We start from the raw sequence: 24,212 nt of genomic DNA on the forward strand, positions 1-24,212 counted from the left end.
GGGCGGACTCCTCGCGCCGAGCCGTTCTGGCCTGGCGGACTCCGTGAGGTCTCGAAAAGGTTACGAACCAATCACGGTGGTTTGTAAAGTCGGACATGCGTCCTGGAAGGGAATTCGTCGATTCGACCGGAACGAACGTGCGACGTGAGTCACACCGAATCACGAAAAGATAACGCCAGGTCGAATTTCTGAAGCGGCCCGGCCGCGGCCCGGCGCGGCGACGGGCCGGTGTGTCTGCGCGACACGCCGACGATTCTCAGTGAAGTCCCAGGTTGGGCGAGTGTGGCGCGGGGGCGACCCGCCGGTTGGCGCCCAGTCAACACGCCGGGCGCGCCGCCCTCCGGCGGCGTCGGAAACTGGAAACGTCACTTATCCGATCGATTCGGCGGCAGTAATGCATAACTGCGATATCTGTGATGCCGGTCTCAATTGGGTTTGCTCGCGGGCATTTTGTTCGCATCGGTGCGAAATATTCGCGGCGAATGATCGGCATCGGGTCGGGCACCGCGCTCGCGGACCCGGTCCCGGTGGGTGGGACCGATCATCGGCCGATTCAGCGAAATCCGTTGCGCCGGTTACGGTACGGTCGAATGTTCGCGGTTCGAAGGGGGAGAGGTGGCCGACGACCAGGTACTCACCGACATGCTGACGATGCTCGACCGCAGTCCGGGGGTGCTCGCGCTGCGCGTGTGCGTCATCGAGCTGCTGATCGAGCGGCAACGGTATGCCGACGCGCTGGCCCACTGTGGTGTGGCGCTCGGGAACGAGCCCGGAAACGCGCAGGTCCTGGCCTTGATGACGCGGTGCAGCACCGCACTGAGCGGTGGATCGCCGGAACCGGCGCCTGCCCCGGCATCGCCCGGCTACGACTGGGCCGCCGCCGAGAGTCAGGTGGGTGACATCATCGCCCCCGCGTTCGTCGACGCCCCGGCCGAGTACGTCACCGACGAGGACGCCGCCACCGTCGAACGACCCAGTATCGGCCTCGCCGATGTGGGTGGCATGGACGAGGTGAAGCGTCAGCTCGACCTCACCCTGCTCGGCCCGCTGCGCAATCCCGAACTCGCCAAGGCCTTCGGTACCTCCGCGCGCGGCGGCCTGCTGCTGTACGGCCCGCCCGGCTGCGGCAAGACGTTCATCGCCTCGGCGGTCGCGGGGGAACTCGGCGCCAACTTCTACCCGATCGAGATCGCCGACATCCTCGATATCTACACCGGGTCCAGTGAGCGCAATGTGCACAGCATCTTCGAGATGGCCCGCCGCAACGCGCCGTGCGTGCTGTTCCTCGACGAGGTCGACGCGCTCGGGCACAAACGCAGCCAGATGCACGGGTCCTCGACCATGCGCACGGTGGTGAACCAGTTGCTCACCGAGATGGATTCGGCGACCCACAGCAACGAGGGCGTCTTCGTGCTCGGCGCGACGAACCACCCGTGGGACGTGGACGTGGCCCTGCGCAGGCCCGGCCGGTTCGACCGGATGATCTTCGTCGGTCTGCCGGATGCCGCCGCGCGCCGGTCGATCCTGCACTACCACCTGCGTGATCGTCCGATCGCGGGCATCGACCTCACTGCCCTCGCCGCGCACACCGATGGCCTGTCCGGCGCCGACCTGGCCCACATCTGCACCTCGGCCACCCAGTTGGCGATGGCGGACTCGATGCGCACGGGTGAGGTGCGTCCGGTCGGCATGCCCGATGTGCAGGCCGCGCTCGCCCAGGTGCGCCCGAGCACCGGTGCGTGGTTCGAATCCGCCCGCAATGTGGTCGAATTCGCCAACGGTGACGGCAGCTATGACGATCTCGCGCGGTATCTGAAGCGCATCAAGCGCTGAATCGGCACCGATGAGCGAACCGCGACTCGACCGGGCCGCCGTACTGATCGAGCTGGACTGGCTCGAGGCGGCACGCGCCGAGCTGGCCGCACTCCTGGCCGCAGAACCCGACAACGCCGATGCCCACGCACAAGTCGCGCACACGTGGCTGAGGTCCGCGGACTTCGCCACCGCGAGCGCGGCGGCCCGTACCGCGCTACGTCACGACCCCGACCACCTGTTCGCGTGGATCCTGCTCGCGCTCAGTGAACACGGGTTGTTCGACAGGCTGATCGATACCGATCGGATCGCCGCGATCGCCCACCAGGACGAGGCGGTGCGCGCGGCGCACACGGCGGTGGACCTGAACCCGTGGTCGGCCGAGTGTCACCGGGTACTCGCGATCGTGCTGCTACACCGGGACCGGGAAGCGGCCCTGGCCGCCGTCGACGCGGGCATCGAACTCGACCCGCAGGAGCCTCTGCTGTACATCGCGCGGGCCCGCGTGCTGTGGCGAGGCGCCGACGCCGACGCCAAGCGCGCGGCGGCCCTGCGGGCGGCACTCGAGCAGGCGTTGCGGCTGGAACCCGACAATGCCGAGGCCATGTATCTACTCGGCGCGGAAGCCGCGCAGTCGGGACAGCGGGCGAAGGCCGAGCGGTTGCTCTTGCGGGCCGCCGAAATCGAACCGGCCCACGGGCCCGCGGCGCGGGAACTGCTGCGGCAGGTCCCCGACCCGTCGGGTTCGCTGCGTGACCCCGCCGTGCGCCGGGAGTTCCTCGGCGGTCCGAGCGCCGGCGGCCGCAGCAGGACAGGCACCCGCGCCCTCGCCGGCCTCGCCTTCCTGTTCATCGTCGGCCTGGCCCGCGCTGTCTCGGGAGTAGACGCCGACGACGCCTCGCCCCGCCCCACCACCACCCTGCGCCCACCGCTCACCTACTACAAACCGCAGCCGCTACCCACCTTCCCCGAGTGGAGCCGCTACCTCACAGCCCGACCCACCCCACCACAGCCCCTCCCCGCCTGGCCCCAACACGTCCCCCGCTGAACCCAGGCCGCCGACTCGAGCGCGCCAGCGCTCCAACAATCCTGTCGGACCCCTTCCTTACTCTGCTGTCCGTGCCCGACCCTGTACTCCCGGCCGCGCGGCAGCTGGCCTTCGACGAGCTCGATACGCCGTTGTATGCCACCACTTTCGTCGTCGTCGACTTGGAGACCACCGGGACCAGCCCCGACGGTGATGCGATCACCGAGATCGGGGCGGTGAAGGTGCGTGGGGGAGAGGTGTTGGGGGAGTTCGCGACCCTGGTGAATCCGGGGTACGAGATTCCGCCCGCGATCGTGCAGATCACCGGGATCACCACGGCCATGGTGTATGCCGCGCCGCGGATCGAGGCGGTGTTGCCGGGGTTTCTCGAGTTCGCGGCGGGGGCGGTGCTGGTGGCGCACAATGCCCGGTTCGACACAGCTTTCCTGAAAGCCGCTGCCGCGCGCCAGGACATTCCGTGGCCGAATCCGCAGGTGTTGTGCACGGTGAAGTTGGCGCGGCGGGTGCTCACTCGCGACGAGGCGCCGTCGGCGCGGCTGGGGGTGCTGGCACAGATCCTCGGTGCGTCGACCACGCCGACGCACCGAGCTCTCGACGATGCCCGCGCCACCGTCGATGTGTTGCACGCGCTGATCGCCCGGGTCGGTAATCAGGGTGTGCAGAGCCTGACGGAACTGCTCGACTACCTGCCCGGTGTCACCGGAACTCAGCGCGCCAAAAGGACATTCGCCAACGATCTACCTGCCGCGCCGGGTGTTTATCTGTTCCGCGGCCCGTCCGACGAAGTCCTCTATATAGGGACGGCGGTGAATCTGCGCCGCCGCGTGCGCAACTACTTCACCGGTTCGGAAACGCGCGGCCGCATGAAAGAGATGGTCGCGCTGGCACAACGGGTCGACCACGTGGTGTGCGCGCACGGACTCGAAGCCGGTGTTCGCGAGCTGCGACTGCTCGCCGCCCATGCTCCGCCCTACAACCGCCGTTCGAAGTTCCCCAAGCGTGGCTGGTGGCTCACTCTCACCGACGAACCCTTTCCGCGCCTGGTTGCCGTTCGCACGCCGACCCGAACTGCTCTCGGCCCGTTCAACTCTCGCGCCGACGCCGTAGATGTCGGCCTGACCATCGCCGAGTTCGCGGGCCTGCGCACGTGTGCCACCCGGCTCACCCGCGCCGCGAAACACCTGTGCCAACCAGCGATCGTCGGCGGATGCCCGGCCGCCAGCGACGACGGCTCGGACGCCGAGGCCTACGCACCCGCCGCCCATTCGGTTCGCGATCTGCTCACGGGTCGCTCCGACACGCTCCTGCGCGCCATGCTCGAACGCATCGAAACCTATTCCACGGCAGAGCATTTCGAGGCAGCAGCCCGCCTGCGCGACCGCACCGCCGCTGTGGTCGCCAAGCTGGCTCGCACGCAACGACTCGCTGCCTTGGCCCGCCTCGCCGAACTGATCATCGCCCTTCCCGACGGTGCGGGCGGCTGGGAATTCTCCGTCATCCGCCACGGCCGCCTCGCCGCCGCAGGCGTAGCCCGCCGTGGCACCCCACCCATGGCGGTCGTCGATCAAATCGTGGCGGCCGCGGAAACAGTCGTGCCCGACCTCGGCGACGCACCACCGACCGCGGACAGCGCGGATCGCCCGCTCGTGTTCGCCGACGACGTACCCCCACTCCTCGGTGCGCCGCCGGAGGAGGTCGGGGTCATCGCGCGCTGGCTCGCCAAACCGGGCGCCCGGATCGTCCGGACCAGCGACGGGTACTGCGAACCGCTGCACGGCGCCGCCCGCTGGGTCGCCTGGGCGCAGCTGGCCCGGGAGGCGGCGGAAGTGCGGTCCGAGCAGGAGCAGTATCTGGCGGAGCGGTGATCGCCCGCCGGATCGAGGGGAAACCGCAGCAGGCGCGTGTTCTCCGCCGAACAGCAGGGGAGGGCTGGGGTAAACGGTGGTGTTCGGCCGACCTGTCCGAGACACACCTGTCCCGTCCTGGATCATGGTTGGTGGTGTTGTCGGTGGAAAGGACTGGTGGCGGTGTTCGTGAAGGTGTGTGGGTTGACCACCGAGGAGCAGATCGACTGGGCGGTCGAGCTGGGCTATTCGGCGATCGGTGTCATGGTCACACCCAAGAGCAAGCGGTACCGCACGCCTGGCCAGGCTCGTGCCCTCGCCGACTACGCGCGCGGTCGCATCACCACCTTCGCGGTCGCCCTGGAACACGCGGAAGTCGCCGAGGTCGCCGACGCCTTCGACGTCATCCAGCTCTACCGCTGGGCCGACCTGCCGAACCTGGCCTTCTGCTCCTCGACCCCGCCCGCACCCGAGCAGACCAGCGAATACTTCTTCTACGACGCCAGCGCGGGCAGCGGCGTCTTCGAGGAGTTCCCCGACTGGGTGCGCGCCCAGCCGGGACGGGTGGTGCTGGCCGGTGGCCTCGACCCGGACAATGTCGCCGACGTCATCGCCCGCCACCGTCCCTACGGCGTCGACGTGTCGAGTTCGCTGGAAACGGCACCGGGTGTGAAGAGCTACGACCTCATGCGACGGTTCAAAGCGGCCACCGAGCGGCCCGAAGTTCTAGGCTGATCCCATGATTACCGCGATCGTGCTGATCCAGGCCGAGAACTCTCGCATTCCCGAGACCGCACAGGCGCTCGCCGATACCGCAGGAGTCGCCGAGGTGTACTCCTGCGCAGGCGATGTGGACCTGATCGCGATCGTGCGGGTGCGCGATCACGAGCGCATCGCCGAGGTCGTCACCGAGGGCATCGACAAGGTCGAAGGGGTGATACGCACCACCACCCACATCGCCTTCAAGTCGTATTCCAGTGCCGACGTGGAAGCCGGATTCTCCCTGGGAGAGTAGATCTTTCAGTTGTCGTCGAGGACCTGGGTGAGTTCGGCCCAGGTCTGCAGCAGCTTCGCCGACGCGCCGCTGTCCACCGCGGCAGCGGCGCGTTCCATCGCTGCCGAGAGCGCGGCATCCAGGTCGAGATCGACATCGCCCACGCCACGTGACAGGTCGTAGGCGACGATCGCCGCGGCCGAATTCAGCAGCACCGCGTCCCGCACCGGGCCGGGCGTCCCGGCGAAGACCTCCCGCGCGATCCGCGCGTTCTCGGCCGCATCGCCGCCACGCAATTCGTCGAGATCGACGCGGGGGATGCCGAGCGCGGTCGGGTCGAGCACCGTCTGCTTGACGCGCCCACCGCTGACCACCCACACGTCGGTCAGATCCGAGGTGGTGATCTCGTCGAGCCCGTCGCGCCCGCGCACCACCAGCGCACTGGCCCCACGCTGGGCGAACACGCCCGCGATCGCCGGCACCAGATCAGCGAACGCGCACCCGATCAGCCCCGCGCGCGGCTGCGCCGGATTGGTCAGCGGGCCGAGCACGTTGAATACGGTCGGGATGCCGATCTCCTTGCGCGCCGCACCGGCGAAACGCAGCCCCGAATGGAACAGCGGCGCGAAGCAGAACCCGATGCCCGCCTCCCGCACCGACCGCGCCACCGATTGCGGACCGAGCGCCAGCTTCACCCCGAGCGCCTCGAGCACGTCGGCGCCACCGGCCTTCGACGAAGCGGCCCGGTTGCCGTGCTTGACCACCGGCACACCCGCCGAGGCGACGACCACCGACGACATCGTCGAGATGTTCACCGAGCCCGATCGGTCGCCGCCGGTGCCGACGATGTCGACCGCGTCCCCGTCGACGTGCACCAGCCGCGCGTGCCCGAGCATCCCCGACACCATGCCCGCCAGCTCGCTGGGCGTGGGACCCTTGATCTTCATGGCGACGCCGAAGGCCGCGATCTGGGCGGCGGTCGCGTTGTCGGTGAAGATCTCGTCGATCACCCAGGTGGTGTCGTCGGCGGCCAGATCGCCCCCGTCGGCGAGGGTCCCGAGCACCTGGGCCCAACTGCGCACGCTCATCTGCTCTGCATCTCCGTTTCGACGACGGGCGCAACGAGGTTGCGCTTGCGCAACCACTGTGCGCTCGATCGGCAAGTTTAGGCGGCCGGACGTGGCGGCTGCAGCGCGTCCCACCCGTCGGCGACCCCGTCGTGGCGTTGCGCGAGGCCCGCCATCCGCGAGCGTTCCTGCGAGATCGTCAGCGGGTCGAGCAGCTGCACCCGCTGCAGCAGCACGGGCACGAGATCGTCGGAGACCCCGCGCACCGCCTCCGCGCGCTCGTATCCGTCGTATCCGGCTATCTCACAGGCCTCGTCGATGCGATCGGCGGGCAGCCGCAGATGGTGCCGCAACACCGCCTGCGCGCCGCGATCGAGATCGACGGCCCGGTCCAGCGCCACCGAGGACGCCTCGGCGTCGTCGAAACTCGACGCGACGACGACCAGATCCTCGCGCGTGGGATCGAGCCCACCGGGTTGCCCACCGAAGAGCCGCCGCCACATCCGCACTACGACCATCGTCGCCTCCTCGTCTCAGCCTATCCACATCCAACGCTGTCACAATGGGTTGTCACGCGAAGAGTCGCCAACACGCCGACGGTTGCTTCGGACCCCCTCTGTACGTGGGTTTTCCGGTCCGCGCGACAAACTTTCGTACCCGGGTACAGCTGTCGTACTACGAAGAGTCATACTTACCCCGTGACGACCGCAGTAGGCACCCCAGGATCGGCCATTACTCAGCGTGTGCATTCGCTGAACCGGCCCAACATGGTCAGCGTCGGAACCATCATCTGGCTGTCGAGCGAGCTGATGTTCTTCGCCGGCCTCTTCGCCATGTACTTCGTTGCGCGCGCGCAAGCGCACGGCAACTGGCCCCCGGAGCCCACCGAGCTGAACCTCGCGCTGGCTGTTCCGGTGACGGCCGTGCTGATCGCATCGTCGTTCACCTGCCAGATGGGCGTGTTCGCCGCGGAGAAGGGCGACGTGTTCGGCCTGCGCCGCTGGTACACGATCACCCTGCTGATGGGTGCCTTCTTCGTCGCCGGTCAGGCGTACGAGTACTACCACCTGGCGCACGAGGGCACGACCATCGCGGGCAGCTCCTACGGCTCGGTCTTCTACATCACCACCGGCTTCCACGGTCTGCACGTGATCGGCGGTCTGATCGCGTTTGTGTTCCTGCTCATCCGCACCACGCTGAGCAAGTTCACCCCCGCTCAGGCCACCGCCGCCATCGTGGTGTCCTACTACTGGCATTTCGTCGACATCGTCTGGATCGGGCTGTTCGCCACGATCTACTTCGTCAGCTAGCCCGCGGGCACACAAGCTTTTGCACAAGTCGGTTCCGTCTACTCCAAAGGGACTACAGATGAGTTCATCTCCCCCGTCGGCCCCCGAGCCCGCAGGCGCCGGTCAGGCTGCCAAGACGCGCAAGCAGCGTCGCGCCCGCCGTCGTATCGCGGGTGCGCTCGCGCTGATGGTCGGCCTCGTCGGAGCCGGCTTCCTGGCGAGCGCGCTCACCCCCGAGCCGCAGATCGCCACCGCGAACGAGGACCAGTCCGCGCTGATCCGTGAGGGCAAGCAGCTCTACGAGACCTCGTGCATCACCTGCCACGGTGCGAACCTGCAGGGTGTGCCGGATCGCGGTCCGAGCCTGATCGGTGTCGGTGAGGCCGCGGTCTACTTCCAGGTTTCCTCCGGCCGTATGCCGATGGTGCGCAACGAGGCCCAGGCCATGCGCAAGCCGGAGAAGTTCGACGCGCATCAGACCGACGCGCTCGGCGCCTACGTCGCCGCCAACGGCGGTGGCCCCTCGGTGATCCGTGACGCCAACGGTGAGATCGCCCAGGAATCGCTGCGCGGCGACGACATCGGTCGCGGTTCGGAGCTGTTCCGCATGAACTGCGCGTCCTGCCACAACTTCACCGGTCGTGGTGGCGCGCTGTCGGGCGGTAAGTTCGCTCCGCCGCTCGAGCCGGCCAACGAGCAGCAGATCTACGACGCGATGCTCACCGGCCCGCAGAACATGCCCAAGTTCTCCGACCGGCAGCTGACGCCGGAAGAGAAGCGCGACATCGTCGCCTACGTCAAGAACTCCGCCGAGGAGAAGTCGCCCGGCGGCTGGGATCTCGGCGGTTTCGGTCCGGCGACCGAAGGTCTTGCCATCTGGGTCATCGGCATCACCGCCACCGTCGGTGCGGCCATGTGGATCGGTTCCCGCACGTGATCGGGCAGGTCGCGCTCGGCGCGTCGGATAGGACACAGTCATGAGTGGACAGGAGCGAAGCGACATGGGTCGCGAACCCACCGAAGACGAACTGGACGCGATGTCGCGTGACGAGCTCGTCGAACTCGGTACCGCGCGAGACGACGTCGAGGTCGTGTACCGCAGCGAGCGCTGGCCGGTGCCAGGCACCCGGGCCGAGAAGCGTGCCGAGCGTGCCGTCACGTTCTGGTTCGCCATCTCCGGTCTCGCGGCCGCCGCGCTGATCGGTGTCTTCCTGTTCTGGCCGTGGGAGTGGAAGGGCAAGGGCGACGAGGGCCACGAGGCCTACTCGCTGTTCACCCCGCTCATCGGTCTGACCTTCGGCATCTCGGTGCTGGTCATCGGTATCGCCGTGGTGCTGATCCGCAAGCGGTTCATCCCCGCCGAGATCTCGATCCAGCAGCGCCACGACGGCCCGTCCGACGAGGTCGAACGCCGTACCCTGGCCGCCGAGCTGCAGGACGCGCTCGAGACCTCCACCCTCGGTCGCCGCAAGATGATGCTCGGCACCGCCGGTGCCGGTGTCGGTGTGCTCGGCCTCGGTGCCGCGATGGTGTTCATCGGCGGCATGATCAAGAACCCGTGGGCGAAGAAGGACAAGTCGCCGCTGTGGGTCTCGGGCTGGACCCCGGACTACCCGGGTGAGACCGTCTACATCCGCCGCGACACCGGCCGCCCCGACGATATCGTCCTGGTGCGCCCGGAGGATCTCGACGCGGGCGCGATGGAAACCGTCTTCCCCTGGAAAGAGAAGTGGCGCGGCGATTCGCACGCCACCCTGCAGTCGCTGCGCGGTATCCGTAACGCCGTGATGCTGATCCGGCTGCGTACCGAGGACGCCGAGAAGGCGATCAAGCGCAAGGGCCAGGAGAGCTTCAACTACGGCGACTACTTCGCCTACTCGAAGATCTGCACCCACCTCGGCTGCCCGACCTCGCTGTTCGAGCAGCAGACCAACCGGATCCTGTGCCCGTGCCACCAGTCGCAGTTCTCGGCGACCGAGTGGGGTAAGCCGGTCTTCGGTCCGGCCGCCCGCGCGCTGCCTCAGCTGCCGATCACCGTCAACTCCGAGGGCTTCCTGGTCGCCGCGGGCGACTTCATCGAGCCGCTCGGCCCGGCCTTCTGGGAGCGTCGTTCATGAGTGCTGGAACTATCATGGCCAACCAGGCCGATGAGATGGACGAGCGGTATCGTGCCGCCGCGTTCGTGAAGCGGTCGATCAACAAGGTCTTCCCGACCCACTGGTCGTTCCTGCTGGGTGAGATCGCGCTGTACGCGTTCATCATCCTGCTGCTGTCGGGTATCTACCTGACGCTGTACTTCGACCCGTCGATGGCGCACGTCGTGTACGACGGTGCCTACCAGCCGCTGCGCGGTGTCGGCATGTCGCGGGCCTACGAAACGACGCTGAACATCTCCTTCGAGGTGCGCGGTGGTCTGTTCGTCCGCCAGATCCACCACTGGGCAGCGCTGCTGTTCGCGGCGTCGATCATCATCCACCTGTTCCGCATCTTCTTCACCGGCGCGTTCCGCAAGCCGCGTGAGGCGAACTGGGTGATCGGCTCGCTGCTGCTGATCCTGGCGATGTTCGAAGGCTTCTTCGGCTACTCGCTGCCCGACGACCTGCTCTCGGGCACCGGTCTTCGTGCCGCGTTCTCCGGCATCACCATCGGTGTCCCGGTGGTCGGTACCTGGCTGCACTGGCTGATGTTCGGCGGCGACTTCCCCGGCGACATCATCATCCCGCGCCTCTACATCGCGCACGTGCTGCTGCTGCCCGGCATCATCCTGGCGCTGATCGGTGCTCACGTGGCGCTGGTCTGGTACCAGAAGCACACCCAGTTCCCCGGCCCGGCCCGCACGGAGACGAACGTGGTCGGTGCCCGCATCGTCCCGGTGTTCGCCGCCGACCAGGGCGCGTTCTTCGCCTTCACCCTCGGCATCGTCGGCATCATGGGCGGTGTCCTGCAGATCAACCCGGTGTGGAACCTCGGTCCGTACAACCCGTCGCAGGTGTCGGCGGGTTCGCAGCCCGACTTCTACATGATGTGGACCGACGGTATGGCACGTCTGATGCCTGCCTGGGAGCTCTACCTCGGCCGGTACACGATCCCGGCGGCGTTCTGGGTCGCGCTGGTCATGGGCCTGGTGTTCACGCTGCTGATCGCCTACCCGTGGATCGAGAAGCGCCTCACCAACGACCACACCGCGCATCACAACCTGCTGCAGCGTCCGCGCGACGTGCCTGTGCGCACGGCGATCGGTGCGATGGCCATCGCGTTCTACGTGGTGCTCACGCTGTCGTGCGTCAACGACATCATCGCGCTGAAGTTCGACATCTCGCTGAACGCGACCACTTGGATCGGTCGTATCGGCCTGCTGCTGCTGCCGCCGCTGGCGTACTTCATCACCTACCGGTTCTGCATCGGCCTGCAGCGCAGCGACCGCGCGGTGCTCGAGCACGGCATCGAGACCGGTGTGATCAAGCGACTGCCGCACGGTGAGTACATCGAGGTGCACCAGCCGCTGGGTGGGGTCGACGCACACGGCCACGCCATCCCGCTGGAGTACCAGGGCGCCCCGGTGCCCAAGAAGATGAACCGCCTCGGTTCGGCGGGCAAGCCGGGTACGGGCAGCTTCCTTCGCCCCGACCCGCGCGCCGAGGGCCAGGCCTGGGCCGAGATCGATGAGGCCGAGGAGCACAAGATGCTCGGTGCCCTCGCCGAGCACCAGGCTCGCACCGGCAACGGTGACCACAGCGGTCACTGATCCCGCGAACAACGAAGGCCCCGAGTCGGTTTCGACTCGGGGCCTTCGTCGTATCTCAGCGGCGCGGTGTGCGGCGGTGGGATTCGATGGCCTCGAACTTGGCCAGGTTGTGGCGGGCGTCGGCCAGGGCGTCGTGCGCGTCGTCGGGGATGGGCGGCAGTTCGGGGCTGCCGTGGGCCACCCAGTGCTGACGCAGTTCGTTGGTATAGCGGGGCATGTTCTTGGGCAGCGCGGTCATGTCACCCCACAGCTGGCACAGCGCCACATGGTCGTAGGCGCCGACCCAGGCCCACAGCTCCGGATACACACCGGGCCGGGGCAGGAAGAACTTGAACAGGTCGTCGCGGATCTGGGCGCGGCTGCGATACAGCGGCGAACCGGCCGGTGGCAGCTTCGGCAGCACATTGCGGCGCACCCACGGCCCGGCCCGCCCGGCGTCGAATTCGGTGGAGACGGCGTAGTACTCGCGTCCGTCCTCGCAGACGACGCCGATCGAGATCAGGTCGATCGTGACGCCGTCCTCGACGAATTCCGAATCGTAGAAATATCGCAGGGAGATCGCCTCTTCGTGCCGGTGGGCGCCCGTCCCGTCCGGCGCGACGAGGCGGGCGGACCCACGATGAATTGACTGAAACCCTATGCGGGCACTTCGCGCGCAGTGCGCAGGGGTCGCCGCTGGGGTCGAGTCGGCCCGTCGCAGGTACGCCGGATATTCGCCGGCTTCGGTGAGTCCGTATTCTGATCTGGTGACCTGGACCGTCGACGTACCGATTGACCGCCTGCCGGAACTGCCGCCGCTGCCTGACGATCTGCGCAGGCGACTGGACGCCGCTCTGGCTCGCCCCGCCCTGCAGCAGCCGTCCTGGGACGCCGACGAGGCCACCACGATGCGCACCGTGCTCGAGAGCGTGCCGCCGATCTGCCTGCCCGCCGAGGTCGAGGACCTCAAGGCGCAGCTGGCGCAGGTGGCGCGCGGCGAGGCCTTCCTGATGCAGGGCGGTGACTGCGCGGAAACCTTCGCCGACAACACCGAACCCCACATCAGGGGCAACATCCGCACCCTGCTGCAGATGGCTGTCGTGCTCACCTACGGCGCGAGCATGCCGGTGGTGAAGGTGGCCCGCATCGCCGGTCAGTACGCCAAGCCGCGCTCGGCCGACATCGACGCGCTCGGCCTGAAGTCCTACCGCGGCGACATGGTCAACTCCCTGGTCGCCGACGAACAGCTGCGCCGCCACGACCCGTCACGCCTGGTCCGCGCCTACGCCAACGCGAGCGCCGCGATGAACCTGGTCCGCGCCCTCACCAGCGCCGGCACCGCCGACCTGCACCGCCTGCACGACTGGAACCGTGACTTCGTCGCCCAGTCGCCGGCGGGTGCCCGCTACGAGACCCTGGCCGAGGAGATCGACAAGGGTCTGCGCTTCATGGCGGCGTGTCAGGTCAACGACCCGAGCCTCAAGACCGCCCGCATCTACGCCTCGCACGAGGCGCTCGTGCTCGACTACGAGCGCGCGATGCTTCGCCTCAGCGAGAGCGAGACGGGTGAACCGCTGCTCTACGACCTGTCGGCGCACTTCCTGTGGATCGGTGAGCGCACCCGTCAGCTCGACGGTGCCCACATCGCTTTCGCCGAGTTGCTTGCCAACCCCATCGGCCTGAAGATCGGCCCGACCACCACCCCCGACCAGGCGGTGGAATACGTCGAGCGGCTCGACCCGAACAACGAACCCGGCCGGCTCACCCTGGTGGCGCGCATGGGCAACGGCAAGGTGCGCGATGTGCTGCCGCCGATCATCGAGAAGGTGCAGGCCACCGGCCACCAGGTGATCTGGCAGTGCGACCCGATGCACGGCAACACCCACGAGTCGTCCACCGGGTTCAAGACCCGTCACTTCGATCGGATCGTCGATGAGGTGCAGGGGTTCTTCGAGGTCCACCACGCGCTCGGCACCCATCCCGGCGGCATGCATATTGAGCTGACCGGTGAGAACGTCACCGAATGCCTCGGTGGTGCGCAGGACATCTCCGATCTGGATCTCGGTGGGCGGTACGAGACTGCGTGCGATCCTCGGCTCAATACTCAGCAGTCGCTGGAGTTGTCGTTCCTGGTGGCAGAGATGCTGCGGTGAAGATTTAGGGGTTTTGCGCCCACACGGTATTGGGCTGTGTTTATTGGAGCGCTGGCGCGCTCGAGCGCGGCCCCTAGGGGCCGGGAATGCGGTCATGGCGGACTCGAGTGGTGCCATGTGGCTGGGAGTGCGGTCATCGCGGACTCAGGTGGATCTTGGGGCGGTCAGCGGTTGCCGCGGCCGGGCTTTTCCTTGTCGTCGTCCTTGTCGGGCTTGTCCGGGGCGCGATCTCTTCAAGGTAGGGCGGTGAGCGATACGACGCTGCCCGCCTCCACGTTCGTGTTGATGCCGGGGACTTGGCCGATGACCAGGGAGCTGTCGGAGTCGGTGAGGGATTTGACCTCTACCCGGAGGCCTAGTTGCTGCAGTTTGGCGCGGGCGTTGCCGACGTTCTGACCCATTACGTTGGGGACTTTGATCGCGTTGGAGACGAGCAGGGTGACGCTGTCGCCGGACTGCAGGGTGGTGCCGACGGCGGGGTCGGTGCCGATGGCCTTGTCGCCCTCGATGCTCTTGTCGAACTGCACCTTCACCTCGCGGACGGTGAGTCCGGCCTTGGTGAGTGCCTGGGTGGCTTCCTCGGTGGTCTTGCCGCGAACATCGGGCACGTTCACGGGCTGGGAGCCCTTGCTGCGGTACACCTTCACCTGCGCGCCCATCGGCAGCACGGTGCCGGGGGCAGGCTCGACCCTGGCCAGTGAGCCCTTCGGGGCGGTGCTGGCCGCTTCGCCGCTGTCGATGGGTTGCAGGCCCATATCGCGGATGGCGGCGTTCACGGCACTGATCTGGTCACCGGCCTTGATGTCCTCGGGGACGCGCGGTTTGCCGTTGGAGATCAGCACGGCGATGGTGGAGCTCTTGGTGACCCGTGAGCCCGCCGACGGGTCGGTGCCGACCACGCCGCCCACGGGGATCGTGTCGGATGCCTTCTGCCGCAGTACCGTCTCGAATCCGGCCTGTTCCAGCACGGCAACGGCCCGCTCGCTGTCCATGCCGGCGATCGGCGGCACCGCCGTGTAGCGGCCGACGCCGAGCCACCAGCCGCCGATGCCGACCAGCAGCGTCAGCGCGGTGACGATACCCACCCACACCAGGCCGGTGCGGCGGGTATGGGTCTCCGCCGGGACGAACGGATTGTGCACGGGCGCGGGCGGATTGGCGTGCTCGTCGAGTCGCGGCCGTTGCGCGGTGACCACCCGGGTGTGCTGCGGCTGGGCGACCGGACGCGGCGGTGCGGGTTCATGCGTGGCCGCAACGGGATTCGCCGCGGCCACGGGTGCGCGAAAGGCCTCGCTGAGATGCTCGGCCGAATCACGGGGTGCCGGCACGCGATACGGCGGCAGGCTCAAGGTCATCGCGACGGCTTGCAGGTTGGCCGCCATCTGATTGGCGTCGGCGAAGCGCTTCGCGGGGTCGCGGGAGGTGGCCTCGGCGACGAGGGCGTCGAATTCGGCGGGCACACCGTCGATGAACTGACTCGGCGCCGGTACGTCGTTCTCCACCCGCTGATACGCCACCGACAGCGAATTGTCGCCGGTGAACGGCACGCGGCCGGTGAGCAGTTCGAAGATCAGGATGCCGAAGGAGTACACGTCCGAGCGCGCGTCGGCGGTGCCGGTGGTGACCTGCTCCGGCGACAGGTAGGCGGCGGTGCCGAGGATCACGCTGGCGGAGGTGGTGTTGGCGGCGGCCACGGCGCGGACCAGGCCGAAGTCGGCGATCTTCACCTCGCCCGCGTCGGAGATCAACACGTTCTCCGGCTTGATGTCGCGGTGCACCAGGCCAGCGTCGTGCGCGGTGCCGATGGCGCGCAGCACCGGTTCGGCGACGGCCCGCACGGCGTGCGGTGGCATCGGGCCGCGTTCGCGCAGCAGCTCGCGCAGGGTGCCGCCCTCGACCAATTCCATGATGAGGAAGGGATATTCGCCGTCGACACCCTGGTCGTAGACCGCGACGAGCGACGGGTGCTTGAGTTTGGCCACCGCGCGCGCCTCGAACTCGAAGCGGCTCAGGAACTGTGGATCGCTCGCGAACTTGGGGTCCATCACCTTGATGGCGACGGGACGGTCGAGCCGGGTGTCGGTTCCGCGGAACACCATCGACATTCCGCCGCGCGCGATCGGCGCGTCGATGCGATAGCGCCCTTCCAGCATCTGGCCGATCACAGGTTCCTCCGGCGTACGACAAACTGGCCACGGTGGTGCGGCCCCCACGATCGTAACCGGGTGCGACGGTATGCCCGCCGATGGATGCGCCACGTCACGTACTACCGTTGTACGGGTGAGTGCCTTCCCCTGCAGCGACGACGTGCTGCCCGACACCGAAACCCTCGTCTCCCTGCCCGAGGCCGCCGAAATACTCGGCGTCCCGGTGACCGCGGTGCACCAGATGCTGCGCGATCGCCAGCTCCTCGCGGTGCGCCGGGGCGGTGTCGCGGGCATTCCGTCCCGCTTCTTCGACGACAACGACGAGATCGTCCGCATGCTGCCCGGCCTGATCACGGTGATGCGCGACGGCAAGTACAGCGACGAGGACATCCTGCGCTGGATCTACACCGAAGACGACTCCCTGCCCGGCCGCCCGGTCGACGCCCTGCACGGCCCGCTGGCCCGCGAGGTCGTCCGCCGCGCCGCTGCCGAACCCTTCTGAGGACTTGCCGCCGACGGTGCGCGCGCCGCTGAGCAGCGCACCGAGCGGAGCGCGTGCCCGGGGGACGCACCGTGCCGGACCAGTTTGTCCTGCAGGGATTTCAGGTCGAGCGGAATGCCGCGACCGAGTGGCGGCGTGTGGTGGTGAAACCCTTAGCGGCGACCATGATTCGGCGGCGGTTCGGGACGGTCGCGCGGGTGGCGAAGACCTGGAAATCGGCAGCTTCGATCTGGTCGAGGATCTCGGCGTAGAGGACGGTGGCGGTCCGGATGGCCGGACGCACCCGGGGGGCCAGCAGGTCGATGCCGGGGACCGCGCGGCGGTAGATGTCGCGGTTGACGGCGATCAGGTGCGCCAGAGCGCGGCGCGTCGGCGGATCCGTGCGCCCGGTGGCCCGGCAGGCACGCAGTCGCGCCTCGTCGACGCCGAACGCGGCCAGTTCGTCGGCGGGCAGGTAGATCCGGTCGCGATCGAGGTCTTCGGCCACATCACGCAGGAAATTGGTGACCTGGAACGCCTCGCCCAACGCGGCGGCGGCGGGTTCGGCCTCCGCCACCGGAACCACGGTGCCGAGCACCGGCAGCAACTGCAGACCGATGGCGGCGGCCGACCCTCGCATGTACTCGCCCAACTCGGCCATGCTCGCGTAGCGCCTGCGGTGAACGGTCGTACCGGGGACGTCCATGCGCATGGCATCGAGGAACGTCCAGATGTGGTCGTGCGCGATGTCGTAGCGGGCGATGGTGTCGGCCGTCGCGGTGATGATCTGGCGGCGCCGCAGGTCGGCGGTGTCGATGTCGCCCTGCTCGATGGCCAGCCGGAGCTGCTTCTCGACCAGATCGAGGTGCTGAGCGGGGGAGATGCCGTCGCTGTCGGGGGCGAGGCGGCGATCAGGATCGTGTGCGCCTGGTGCGACGCTCGACGGGAGGGTTCGCGGCCTCGCCGGAGTCCGGTCGGCCGGGTCAAGGATCCACGCGGGGTCGTCGGCGTGGTCGACGATGTCGTCCACCATCCGCGCGAAGGCGTACAGCGCGTGCACGGCCCGGCGCCGCTCCGAGCTCAATAAGGCCGTGGCGAGGTAGTAGGTGCGTCCGTGCTCGGCGGCGATGCGGCGACAGGTCGCGTAGGCGTCGTCCAGCGCGGTGGGCACACTCATGCCGCGACGGGCGGTGCGTGTTCCTTGGCTATCGCGCGGGAACTCGCCGAACGCAGGTGCAACGGGTCGACGTGGCGCAGCGACACGGCGGCCACCACGGCGGCGAACGTCGCCAGCGCCACGTGCCAGAAGTTGTAGAGGCCGATCGAGCCGTCCGGCTGGAACACCAGCATCAGCCAGGTGCAGATGCCGACCAGCCACTGCAGGGTCACCGTCGACAGCGCGAAACCGGCGGCCAGCGCAAGTGGCCACGAGTAGTACCAGGGCAGGGCGGCGGGGGAGAGCAGCACGATCGCCACGAACGCGACGATGATGCCCATCACGGCCTCACGCTCGCTGTGGCGGAACCGCCACCAGGTCGCCACGAGCAGGACCACCAGCGCGACCTTGCACAGTTCGCGGGTGATGGACAGGACCGAATCCAGCGACCACGGCGTCACCCAGGTGACCATGTGCGCGAGGATGGTCGGCAGCGACAGCCAGTTGATGATCTTGTTCGAGCCCTGCAACGCGGTCACCCAGCCGAAGCCGACCCCGGCGATCACCGATGCCGCACCGAAGACCAGGGCGAACACGCCGATGCCGATGCCGGCGATCTTGGTGAACACGAGCAGTGGATGCGGCATATCGGCCGACGGCCGGGCCGCGTCGGGATGCTTCAGTTCCTCGGCGAGACCGGCGTCGGAGTCGGAGTGGGCTCGGCGTTCGGCCGCCCGCCGTTCCTTCTCGTGCAGGATCCAGATCCACACCAGGAACGGCAACGCCACGCCTGCCGTCGCCTTGATCGCTACGCCGATGGCGACCACGACGATGCCCGCCACATGATGACGTTCGAGCACGAGGGCGATACCCGCGCACATCAGCCCGACCATCAGCATCTCGTTGTGCACACCGCCGATGAGGTGCACGAGCACCAGCGGATTGAGTACCGCCAGCCACAGTGCCACGGTCGGTTTGCCGCCGAGGTGCTTGGTCAGATAGGGCACCGCCCACACCATCAGCGCCAGGCCGGGCAGCATGACGAAGCGCAGCGCGATGGTCCCGGCGATCACATTGTCACCGGTGAGCGTGGTGATCGCGCGGCCCATCAGCAGGAACACCGGCCCGTACGGCGCGGTGGTGGTGGTCCACACGGGGCTCACATTGTCCAGCAGCACACCGGGATTGGCGACGGGACCCACCTGGTAGGGGTCGAAACCGTCGCGCAGAAGCGCACCCTGGGCGAGATAGGAGTAGGCGTCGCGACTGAACATCGGGGCCGCGAAAAGCAGTGGGGTGATCCAGATTCCGACGATCACCCGCAGCTCGTTGAGCGTGACCTTCGGCTCACCGTTGCCGATGAGCGTGCGGCCCAGGCGCACCCATGCGGTGATCATCAGCAGCACACCGGCCCAGATGACGATCATCGAAAGGGCGTAGCCGTGGCCGAATCGCAGCCACGACAGGTGCAGCGCCTCGAGCAGCGGATCGCGTTTGCGGACGGCGCCCGCGCCGAAACCGCCGAAGGTGATCATGATGGCGCCGAAGAACCCCATGAAGGCCGCGTGGCCTTCGGGGCTCCGGGCGAAATCGCCGACAGTGCGCAGCCGCGACCGGACGCCGGGATCGGTCCCGGCGGGCAGATGGCGCTGCGGTTCGAGGGTGCGCGTGGTGTCCATGGGGCCTACGGTCGTCTCGGGGGGCGGCATCTTCGGTCGGTCCCCCCGGATGGTCGGCGGTCGCAACCGCGAGCTGATAAGTCGGCCGTCAGTTTACGGCTTCAGTTCCGAACACTAACCCGGTGGTCGCTACCGGTGTGCGCCCGGCTGCCGGTGATTCGCGCCGCCGCCAGTTCGCCCGACAGCAGCGTGGTGGGCACCCCGACCCCCGGAGTAGTGCCACAACCTGCGAGAACGACATTGTCTACGCCCCTTGGCAGGTTGCGTGGACGCAGCGGTCCGGTCTGCCGGAAAAGGTGTGCCACCGAGAACGGTGTGCCCGCGATCATGCCCTGGGCCGCCCAGGTCGCCGGTGTGTCGAGGTGATCGACGCGGAAGTACTCACCGATACCGGTGTAACCACGCTGCTCGAGCGTCGCGAGCAGTTCCCGCAGGTAGGCCGGGCCGATGCGGTCCCAGTCCAGCGGCGCCGAGGTCAGGTTGGGGCACGGCGCGAGCAGCGACAGCGGCTCCCAGCGGCCGTCGGTACGGTCGACGAACTGGCCCGGGTCGCTGAGCGCGGGCCGCGTGAGCAGCAGCGACGGGTCGCTCATCAGTTTGCCCCGGCCCTTGCCCGCGGCGATCTCGCGGAAGGTCTGTTCCCAGGCGGCCCCGAATTCGATCGTGTGATGGGCCTGCACCGGCCACCGTGCGGCGACCTCGGCGGGCACGGTGCCGTGCGCGACGACGGCTGACGGCGAGGCCCGCAGTCCACGCCGGTTGCGCAGCCCGAAGCGGCGGATCGAGCCGAGGTCGGCGGTGATGACCACCGCGTCGCAGGCGAAGCTCCGCCCGTCGACGGTGCGGACGGCCTCGGCGTGGCGGGCACCCGGTGACGCGGTGCCCTTGGCGGTCGCGTACTCGATGCCGGTGACCTCGGTGCCGAGCTCGAGGCGCCCGCCCGCGGTGGTGAAGGCCTCGGCGAGCGCAGTGGTGATGGCCCGCATTCCGCCCTCGGGGAAGTACACCCCGAGACAGGTGTCCATGTTCGGGATGGCGCCGTAGACGGCGAGGGCTTGGTCAGGCGCCGTTCCCGCGTAGAGCGCCTGGAAGGTGAAAAGCCTGGTGAGGCGCTCGTCGCGGAGGTACGAACGCACCCGCGGCCCGAGTTTGCCGAGCCCGCCGAGGCGCACCACCCGGGCCAGTGCCGACCGGGCGGCCGGTGTGCGGACCATGTCGAGGGGCGAATCGAAATCGGCGTTCATGAATTCGTCGAACTCGGCCTCGTACATCCGGCCGAGCCAGTCGCGCAGACGCCGGTACCCGCGTGCCTCGCGGGGCCCGCACGCGCGGGTCACCTCGGCCGCCATCTGCTCGGCGTCGTCGAAGACCCGGATGTCGCTGCCGTCGGCGAAGCGCGCGTGATAGGCCGGAGTCAGGCGATGGATACGCAACCCGACGTCCTCCCGGGTCTGCCCGACCGCCGCGAGGGCGTTGTCGATGGTTTCGGGCAGCGTGAGAACCGTAGCGCCGCTGTCGATCTCGTAGTCGGCGAAGCGGTAGCGGCCCACCCGGCCGCCGGGGTGATCGGCGCGCTCGAGCACTGTCACCTCGAGCCCGGCACCCCGCAGATGCAGCGCGGCGCCGAGCCCAGCCAGACCGGCCCCCACGACGACGACATGATTCGTTTGTCCCACAACAGTTTTCACAACGTCCTCAGGCGGTACGGCGAGTGGCGGCCAACGCCATATCGTGCAGCAGATGCTTGGCGGCGGGGGTGGCGGCGCTGTGCGCGATGGCGGCCAGACCCGTTTCGGTGAGCTCGGTGATACGGCGCTCCACGTCGTCGACGGCGCCCAGGTCGATCAGTACCGCGCGCAACCGGTCGACGGCCTCGTCGTCGAGGTCGGTGCCGAGGCCGGTGCGGATCAGCGCGGCCGATTCCGGGTCGGCGCGACGCAGCGCCTCGGCGATGAGCACGGTGCGCTTGCCCTCGCGCAGATCGTCGCCCGACGGTTTGCCGGTGACGGCCGGATCGCCGAACACCCCGAGCAGGTCGTCGCGCAGCTGGAACGCGATACCCACATCGGTTCCATAGGTGCGCAAGGCCGCGACCAGGGCGTCGTCGGCGCCGGCCAGTGCGGCACCCAGGTGCAGCGGTCGTTCGATGGTGTAGGCGGCGGTCTTGTAGCGGTTGATGCGCAGCGCGGCTTCGACCGACTCGTCACCACCGGCCTCGCCGTTGATGTCGAGCAGTTGCCCGCCGAGCACTTCGGTGCGCATGCGCGCCCACACCGGCGCGAACCGGGCGAAGGACGCGGTGTCGAGTCCGGCCGCGTTCACCAGGTCGTCGGCCCAGGCCAGGGCCAGATCGCCGATCAGAATGGCGACCGCCGACCCGTACGCCTCGCCGTCACCGGACCACCCGGCCGCGCGGTGCCGATCGGTGAAGTCGATGTGCACCGTCGGGAAGCCACGCCGGGTGCGTGAGGAGTCGATGATGTCGTCGTGCACCAGTGCGCAGGCCTGCACGAGTTCCAGCGATGCGCAGGCCGTGAGTACCGAGGCCGCCTCGGGGGCGGACGGGTCGCCACCGGCGCCGAGCCAGCCGGTCCAGGCGAAGCCCGGCCTGGTGCGTTTGCCGCCGCGCACCACGAACTGTTCCAGCGCCTCGGCCGCGTCGACGAACACCGGACCGAGCGGTTCGACGATCTCGCGCCTGCTCGCGAAGAATTCCGTGAGCACCTGTTCGACCGCCGCGACGAAGGCCGGTGTGCCGGGGGTGAGCGCGACGAGGTCGACCGAGGTCAGCACGTCGGCGGCGGACCGGGAGAGCGGGGTACCGATTCCGGCGGACAGGGCGGCCTCCAAATGGCGAGCGTCAGGATCCGATGACGCACCCTCGCGGTGCGTGCACAGCGTCGTCTCGACGATACGCGGGCCGCTCGGAGGATCAGCGGGCGCACAGGGCCGCTGCGACCGATCCCACACCCGGCGTTTCCTCGGGTCCGGGGCTCCTCGGTCCGTGTGTCCATCCGGCTTGACATTCTCCGCTCCGAACAGGGGATTTCCCCTTGGTGGGTGCCGCGGCCTGCGGGGTTGTGCCCGGCGGGGACGTGTCGTGACCGGTATCGGAGTTCCCCGGTCGGCGCCGTAGGCCCGGAACGTCCCACTAGACTGAGCCGGTGACTTTCGACAGTGGACGGGGACGTTCGACCCCCGATCGGCCCGCCAAGCAGCAGTCGATCGTCTCGAACACGCCCTCGGTGGTGCAGAGTCTGCGCACCCATTCGGGCACGGGCGTGCCGTTTTCGGTCGAGTTCAACCCGCCCCGCGACGCGGCCGGCGAGGCCAGGCTGTGGCGCGCGGTGCGCGAGTTCGAACGCATGCACCCCGCCTTCGTGTCGATGACCTACGGTGCGGGCGGCTCCACCCGCGACCGCACGGTCCGCATCACCGGTGCCCTGGCGCAGGAGACCACCCTGCTGCCGGTCGCCCATCTGACCGCCGTCGGCCACAGCATCGCCGAATTGCGCTCGCTGGTCGGTTCCTACGCCGACTCCGGCATCTGCAACGTCCTCGTGCTGCGCGGCGACCCGCCCGGCGACCCGCTGGGTGAGTGGCGCAAGCATCCCGAGGGGGTCGAGTACGCCGAGGAGCTCGTGCGCATCGTCCGCGATCTCGGCGACTTCCACGTGGGTGTCGCGTCGTTCCCACAGGGGCACCACCGCTCACCGGACCTGGACCACGACACCCGCCACCTGTGCGCGAAACTGCGTGCGGGCGCGGAGTATTCGATCACCCAGATGTTCTTCGACGTCGAGCACTACCTGCGCCTGCGCGACCGAGTGATCGCCATGGACCCCGTCGAGGGTGCCAAGCCGATCGTCCCCGAGCTGATGCCCATCACCTCTCTGCGCACCGTCGCGCGTGCCGAGGAGCTGTCCGGCCGCCCGGTGCCCGCCGACATCGTCGCCCGCCTCACCCGCGCCGCGGGTACGGGCCCGGAGGAGGACCGCGCCGCCGTGCGCGCCGAAGGCATCCAGATCGCCACCGAAATGGCCCAGCGCCTCATCGACGAAGACGCCCCCTGCCTGCACTTCATCACCCTCAACTTCGCCAAGGCCACCAGCGAGGTCCTCACCAACCTCGGCTACGGCGTCACCGCCGCCCCTCTCAGCGCCTGACCGGCAGCTGGACGAGCGGCTTTCGGCGCGTTTCACCGCCTCGTAGCGGCGAGGGTCTGCCACGTTCGTTCCCAGTTGCGGGTCATGGCCGGGTAGACGATGAGGTAGCGGAAGGGCTTGATCAGGGCCATGTAGAGGCGCCCGAGGCGGCCGTTGGGTTCGACCAGGACGGCCATCTGCAGGTGGTAGCCGGTGTCGTCGGGCACCCAGCCCAGGTGCATGACGCCGTGCATGGTGCCGTTGGCGATTTCGGCGGCGTACTCGTTGTCGAGGACGTAGAGGCTGGTCAGCGGGCTGTCGCTGTCGTCGGGGGTCGGAGTGTCGCGCAGGTCGGCGGGGAGGCGGTCGCGCAGGGAGCCGACGCGGGTGCCGGTGCCCGCCGATTCGTCGTCCCAGCCGAAGATCTCGCCCAGTTTCCAGCGGATCTTGAACAGCACGCCGCTGATGCCCGAGCTCTCGGACGCCTTCTCCGCCTGGAGTGCCGCGAGGAAGGTGGGGAAATCGTCGGGGCCCGCGCCGGGGGTGCGGAACTGCCAGACGTCTTCGGTGTCGAAACCGCGTGCGATCTCGTGGATGCGCCACGGCCTGGTGGTGTGTGCGGAGGCGGGGAGTCGCATGGGATGACCTCGATCTGTACGGGGGCGTATAGCGA

The 24,212-nt window shown here is 68.5% G+C and carries 21 protein-coding genes; 12 read left to right on the top strand and 9 right to left on the bottom strand.

What is annotated here, in order from left to right:
• Positions 1-615: 615 nt before the first annotated feature.
• The 5 genes from LDL21_RS26680 (at position 616) to LDL21_RS26700 (ending at position 5,719) form a co-directional block, all read left to right on the top strand.
• Entirely contained in the window at positions 616-1,833 is a 1,218-nt protein-coding gene (locus tag LDL21_RS26680; RefSeq protein ID WP_225282237.1) for an ATP-binding protein, read from the top strand.
• Between the two features lie 10 nt (positions 1,834-1,843).
• Complete coding sequence (locus LDL21_RS26685; RefSeq protein WP_225282238.1) at positions 1,844-2,860, top strand: tetratricopeptide repeat protein; 1,017 nt, start codon at positions 1,844-1,846, stop codon at positions 2,858-2,860.
• A 65-nt stretch (positions 2,861-2,925) separates the two neighbouring features.
• Positions 2,926-4,725: a DEDD exonuclease domain-containing protein gene (locus tag LDL21_RS26690; RefSeq protein WP_255675604.1), complete on the top strand. Its 1,800-nt coding sequence runs from the start codon at positions 2,926-2,928 to the stop codon at positions 4,723-4,725.
• Positions 4,726-4,908: 183 nt separating this feature from the next.
• Entirely contained in the window at positions 4,909-5,439 is a 531-nt protein-coding gene (gene trpF / locus LDL21_RS26695; RefSeq protein ID WP_225282240.1) for a phosphoribosylanthranilate isomerase, read from the top strand.
• Positions 5,440-5,443: 4 nt separating this feature from the next.
• Complete coding sequence (locus LDL21_RS26700; protein WP_225282241.1) at positions 5,444-5,719, top strand: Lrp/AsnC family transcriptional regulator; 276 nt, start codon at positions 5,444-5,446, stop codon at positions 5,717-5,719.
• A gap of 5 nt (positions 5,720-5,724) precedes the next feature.
• Here LDL21_RS26700 and trpD read toward each other — a convergent pair whose 3' ends face one another.
• Together trpD and LDL21_RS26710 are read right to left on the bottom strand one after the other, a co-directional pair.
• Positions 5,725-6,786 carry an anthranilate phosphoribosyltransferase gene (gene trpD / locus LDL21_RS26705; RefSeq protein WP_181699188.1) on the bottom strand — a complete coding sequence of 354 codons (1,062 nt, stop codon included), beginning with the start codon at positions 6,784-6,786 and terminating at the stop codon, positions 5,725-5,727.
• A gap of 77 nt (positions 6,787-6,863) precedes the next feature.
• Positions 6,864-7,283 carry a hypothetical protein gene (locus LDL21_RS26710; protein ID WP_181699190.1) on the bottom strand — a complete coding sequence of 140 codons (420 nt, stop codon included), beginning with the start codon at positions 7,281-7,283 and terminating at the stop codon, positions 6,864-6,866.
• Between the two features lie 180 nt (positions 7,284-7,463).
• Here LDL21_RS26710 and ctaE point away from each other — a divergent pair, with 180 nt between their 5' ends.
• Genes ctaE through qcrB form a run of 4 tightly spaced genes read left to right on the top strand, consistent with a single transcriptional unit; the run spans position 7,464 to position 11,799 of the window.
• On the top strand, positions 7,464-8,075 hold the full coding sequence (gene ctaE, locus LDL21_RS26715; RefSeq protein ID WP_067497399.1) for an aa3-type cytochrome oxidase subunit III: 612 nt from the start codon (positions 7,464-7,466) through the stop codon (positions 8,073-8,075).
• Positions 8,076-8,133: 58 nt separating this feature from the next.
• Positions 8,134-8,991 carry a cytochrome bc1 complex diheme cytochrome c subunit gene (gene qcrC / locus LDL21_RS26720; RefSeq protein ID WP_084476949.1) on the top strand — a complete coding sequence of 286 codons (858 nt, stop codon included), beginning with the start codon at positions 8,134-8,136 and terminating at the stop codon, positions 8,989-8,991.
• Between the two features lie 40 nt (positions 8,992-9,031).
• Complete coding sequence (qcrA, locus tag LDL21_RS26725; RefSeq protein WP_225282242.1) at positions 9,032-10,171, top strand: cytochrome bc1 complex Rieske iron-sulfur subunit; 1,140 nt, start codon at positions 9,032-9,034, stop codon at positions 10,169-10,171.
• Entirely contained in the window at positions 10,168-11,799 is a 1,632-nt protein-coding gene (gene qcrB, locus LDL21_RS26730) for a cytochrome bc1 complex cytochrome b subunit (protein WP_305082692.1), read from the top strand. The genes qcrA and qcrB overlap by 4 nt, the downstream gene beginning before the upstream one ends.
• A gap of 55 nt (positions 11,800-11,854) precedes the next feature.
• Here the strand turns inward: qcrB and LDL21_RS26735 are convergent, their stop codons facing one another.
• Positions 11,855-12,352, bottom strand: a complete 498-nt coding sequence (locus tag LDL21_RS26735; RefSeq protein WP_225282314.1) for a polyadenylate-specific 3'-exoribonuclease AS — start codon at positions 12,350-12,352, stop codon at positions 11,855-11,857.
• Positions 12,353-12,545: 193 nt separating this feature from the next.
• Between LDL21_RS26735 and LDL21_RS26740 the strand changes: the two genes are divergently transcribed.
• Positions 12,546-13,931: a class II 3-deoxy-7-phosphoheptulonate synthase gene (locus LDL21_RS26740; protein ID WP_067497414.1), complete on the top strand. Its 1,386-nt coding sequence runs from the start codon at positions 12,546-12,548 to the stop codon at positions 13,929-13,931.
• A 233-nt stretch (positions 13,932-14,164) separates the two neighbouring features.
• Here the strand turns inward: LDL21_RS26740 and pknB are convergent, their stop codons facing one another.
• Positions 14,165-16,084 (bottom strand): Stk1 family PASTA domain-containing Ser/Thr kinase, encoded by a 1,920-nt coding sequence (pknB, locus tag LDL21_RS26745; RefSeq protein ID WP_225282315.1) that lies wholly within the window; start codon positions 16,082-16,084, stop codon positions 14,165-14,167.
• Between the two features lie 127 nt (positions 16,085-16,211).
• Between pknB and LDL21_RS26750 the strand changes: the two genes are divergently transcribed.
• Positions 16,212-16,580 carry an Rv2175c family DNA-binding protein gene (locus LDL21_RS26750; RefSeq protein WP_225282243.1) on the top strand — a complete coding sequence of 123 codons (369 nt, stop codon included), beginning with the start codon at positions 16,212-16,214 and terminating at the stop codon, positions 16,578-16,580.
• A gap of 100 nt (positions 16,581-16,680) precedes the next feature.
• Here LDL21_RS26750 and LDL21_RS26755 read toward each other — a convergent pair whose 3' ends face one another.
• From LDL21_RS26755 to LDL21_RS26770, 4 genes are all read right to left on the bottom strand, one after another.
• Positions 16,681-17,736, bottom strand: coding sequence for a phytoene/squalene synthase family protein (locus LDL21_RS26755; protein WP_225282244.1), 1,056 nt, complete (start codon positions 17,734-17,736; stop codon positions 16,681-16,683).
• Complete coding sequence (locus LDL21_RS26760; protein WP_443678060.1) at positions 17,733-19,271, bottom strand: alpha-(1->6)-mannopyranosyltransferase A; 1,539 nt, start codon at positions 19,269-19,271, stop codon at positions 17,733-17,735. The genes LDL21_RS26755 and LDL21_RS26760 overlap by 4 nt, the downstream gene beginning before the upstream one ends.
• 224 nt (positions 19,272-19,495) lie before the next feature.
• Positions 19,496-21,070: a phytoene desaturase family protein gene (gene crtI / locus LDL21_RS26765; protein ID WP_225282246.1), complete on the bottom strand. Its 1,575-nt coding sequence runs from the start codon at positions 21,068-21,070 to the stop codon at positions 19,496-19,498.
• Between the two features lie 19 nt (positions 21,071-21,089).
• A complete protein-coding gene (locus tag LDL21_RS26770) occupies positions 21,090-22,244 on the bottom strand; it encodes a polyprenyl synthetase family protein (protein WP_181699203.1) in 1,155 nt (384 codons plus the stop codon).
• Positions 22,245-22,558: 314 nt separating this feature from the next.
• Between LDL21_RS26770 and LDL21_RS26775 the strand changes: the two genes are divergently transcribed.
• Positions 22,559-23,560 (top strand): methylenetetrahydrofolate reductase, encoded by a 1,002-nt coding sequence (locus LDL21_RS26775; protein WP_370465836.1) that lies wholly within the window; start codon positions 22,559-22,561, stop codon positions 23,558-23,560.
• A gap of 32 nt (positions 23,561-23,592) precedes the next feature.
• Here the strand turns inward: LDL21_RS26775 and LDL21_RS26780 are convergent, their stop codons facing one another.
• Positions 23,593-24,177 carry a DUF2867 domain-containing protein gene (locus LDL21_RS26780; RefSeq protein WP_225282247.1) on the bottom strand — a complete coding sequence of 195 codons (585 nt, stop codon included), beginning with the start codon at positions 24,175-24,177 and terminating at the stop codon, positions 23,593-23,595.
• Positions 24,178-24,212 lie beyond the last annotated feature (35 nt).

This window comes from Nocardia rosealba, assembly GCF_020216065.1.
Taxonomy (GTDB): Bacteria; Actinomycetota; Actinomycetes; order Mycobacteriales; family Mycobacteriaceae; genus Nocardia; species Nocardia rosealba.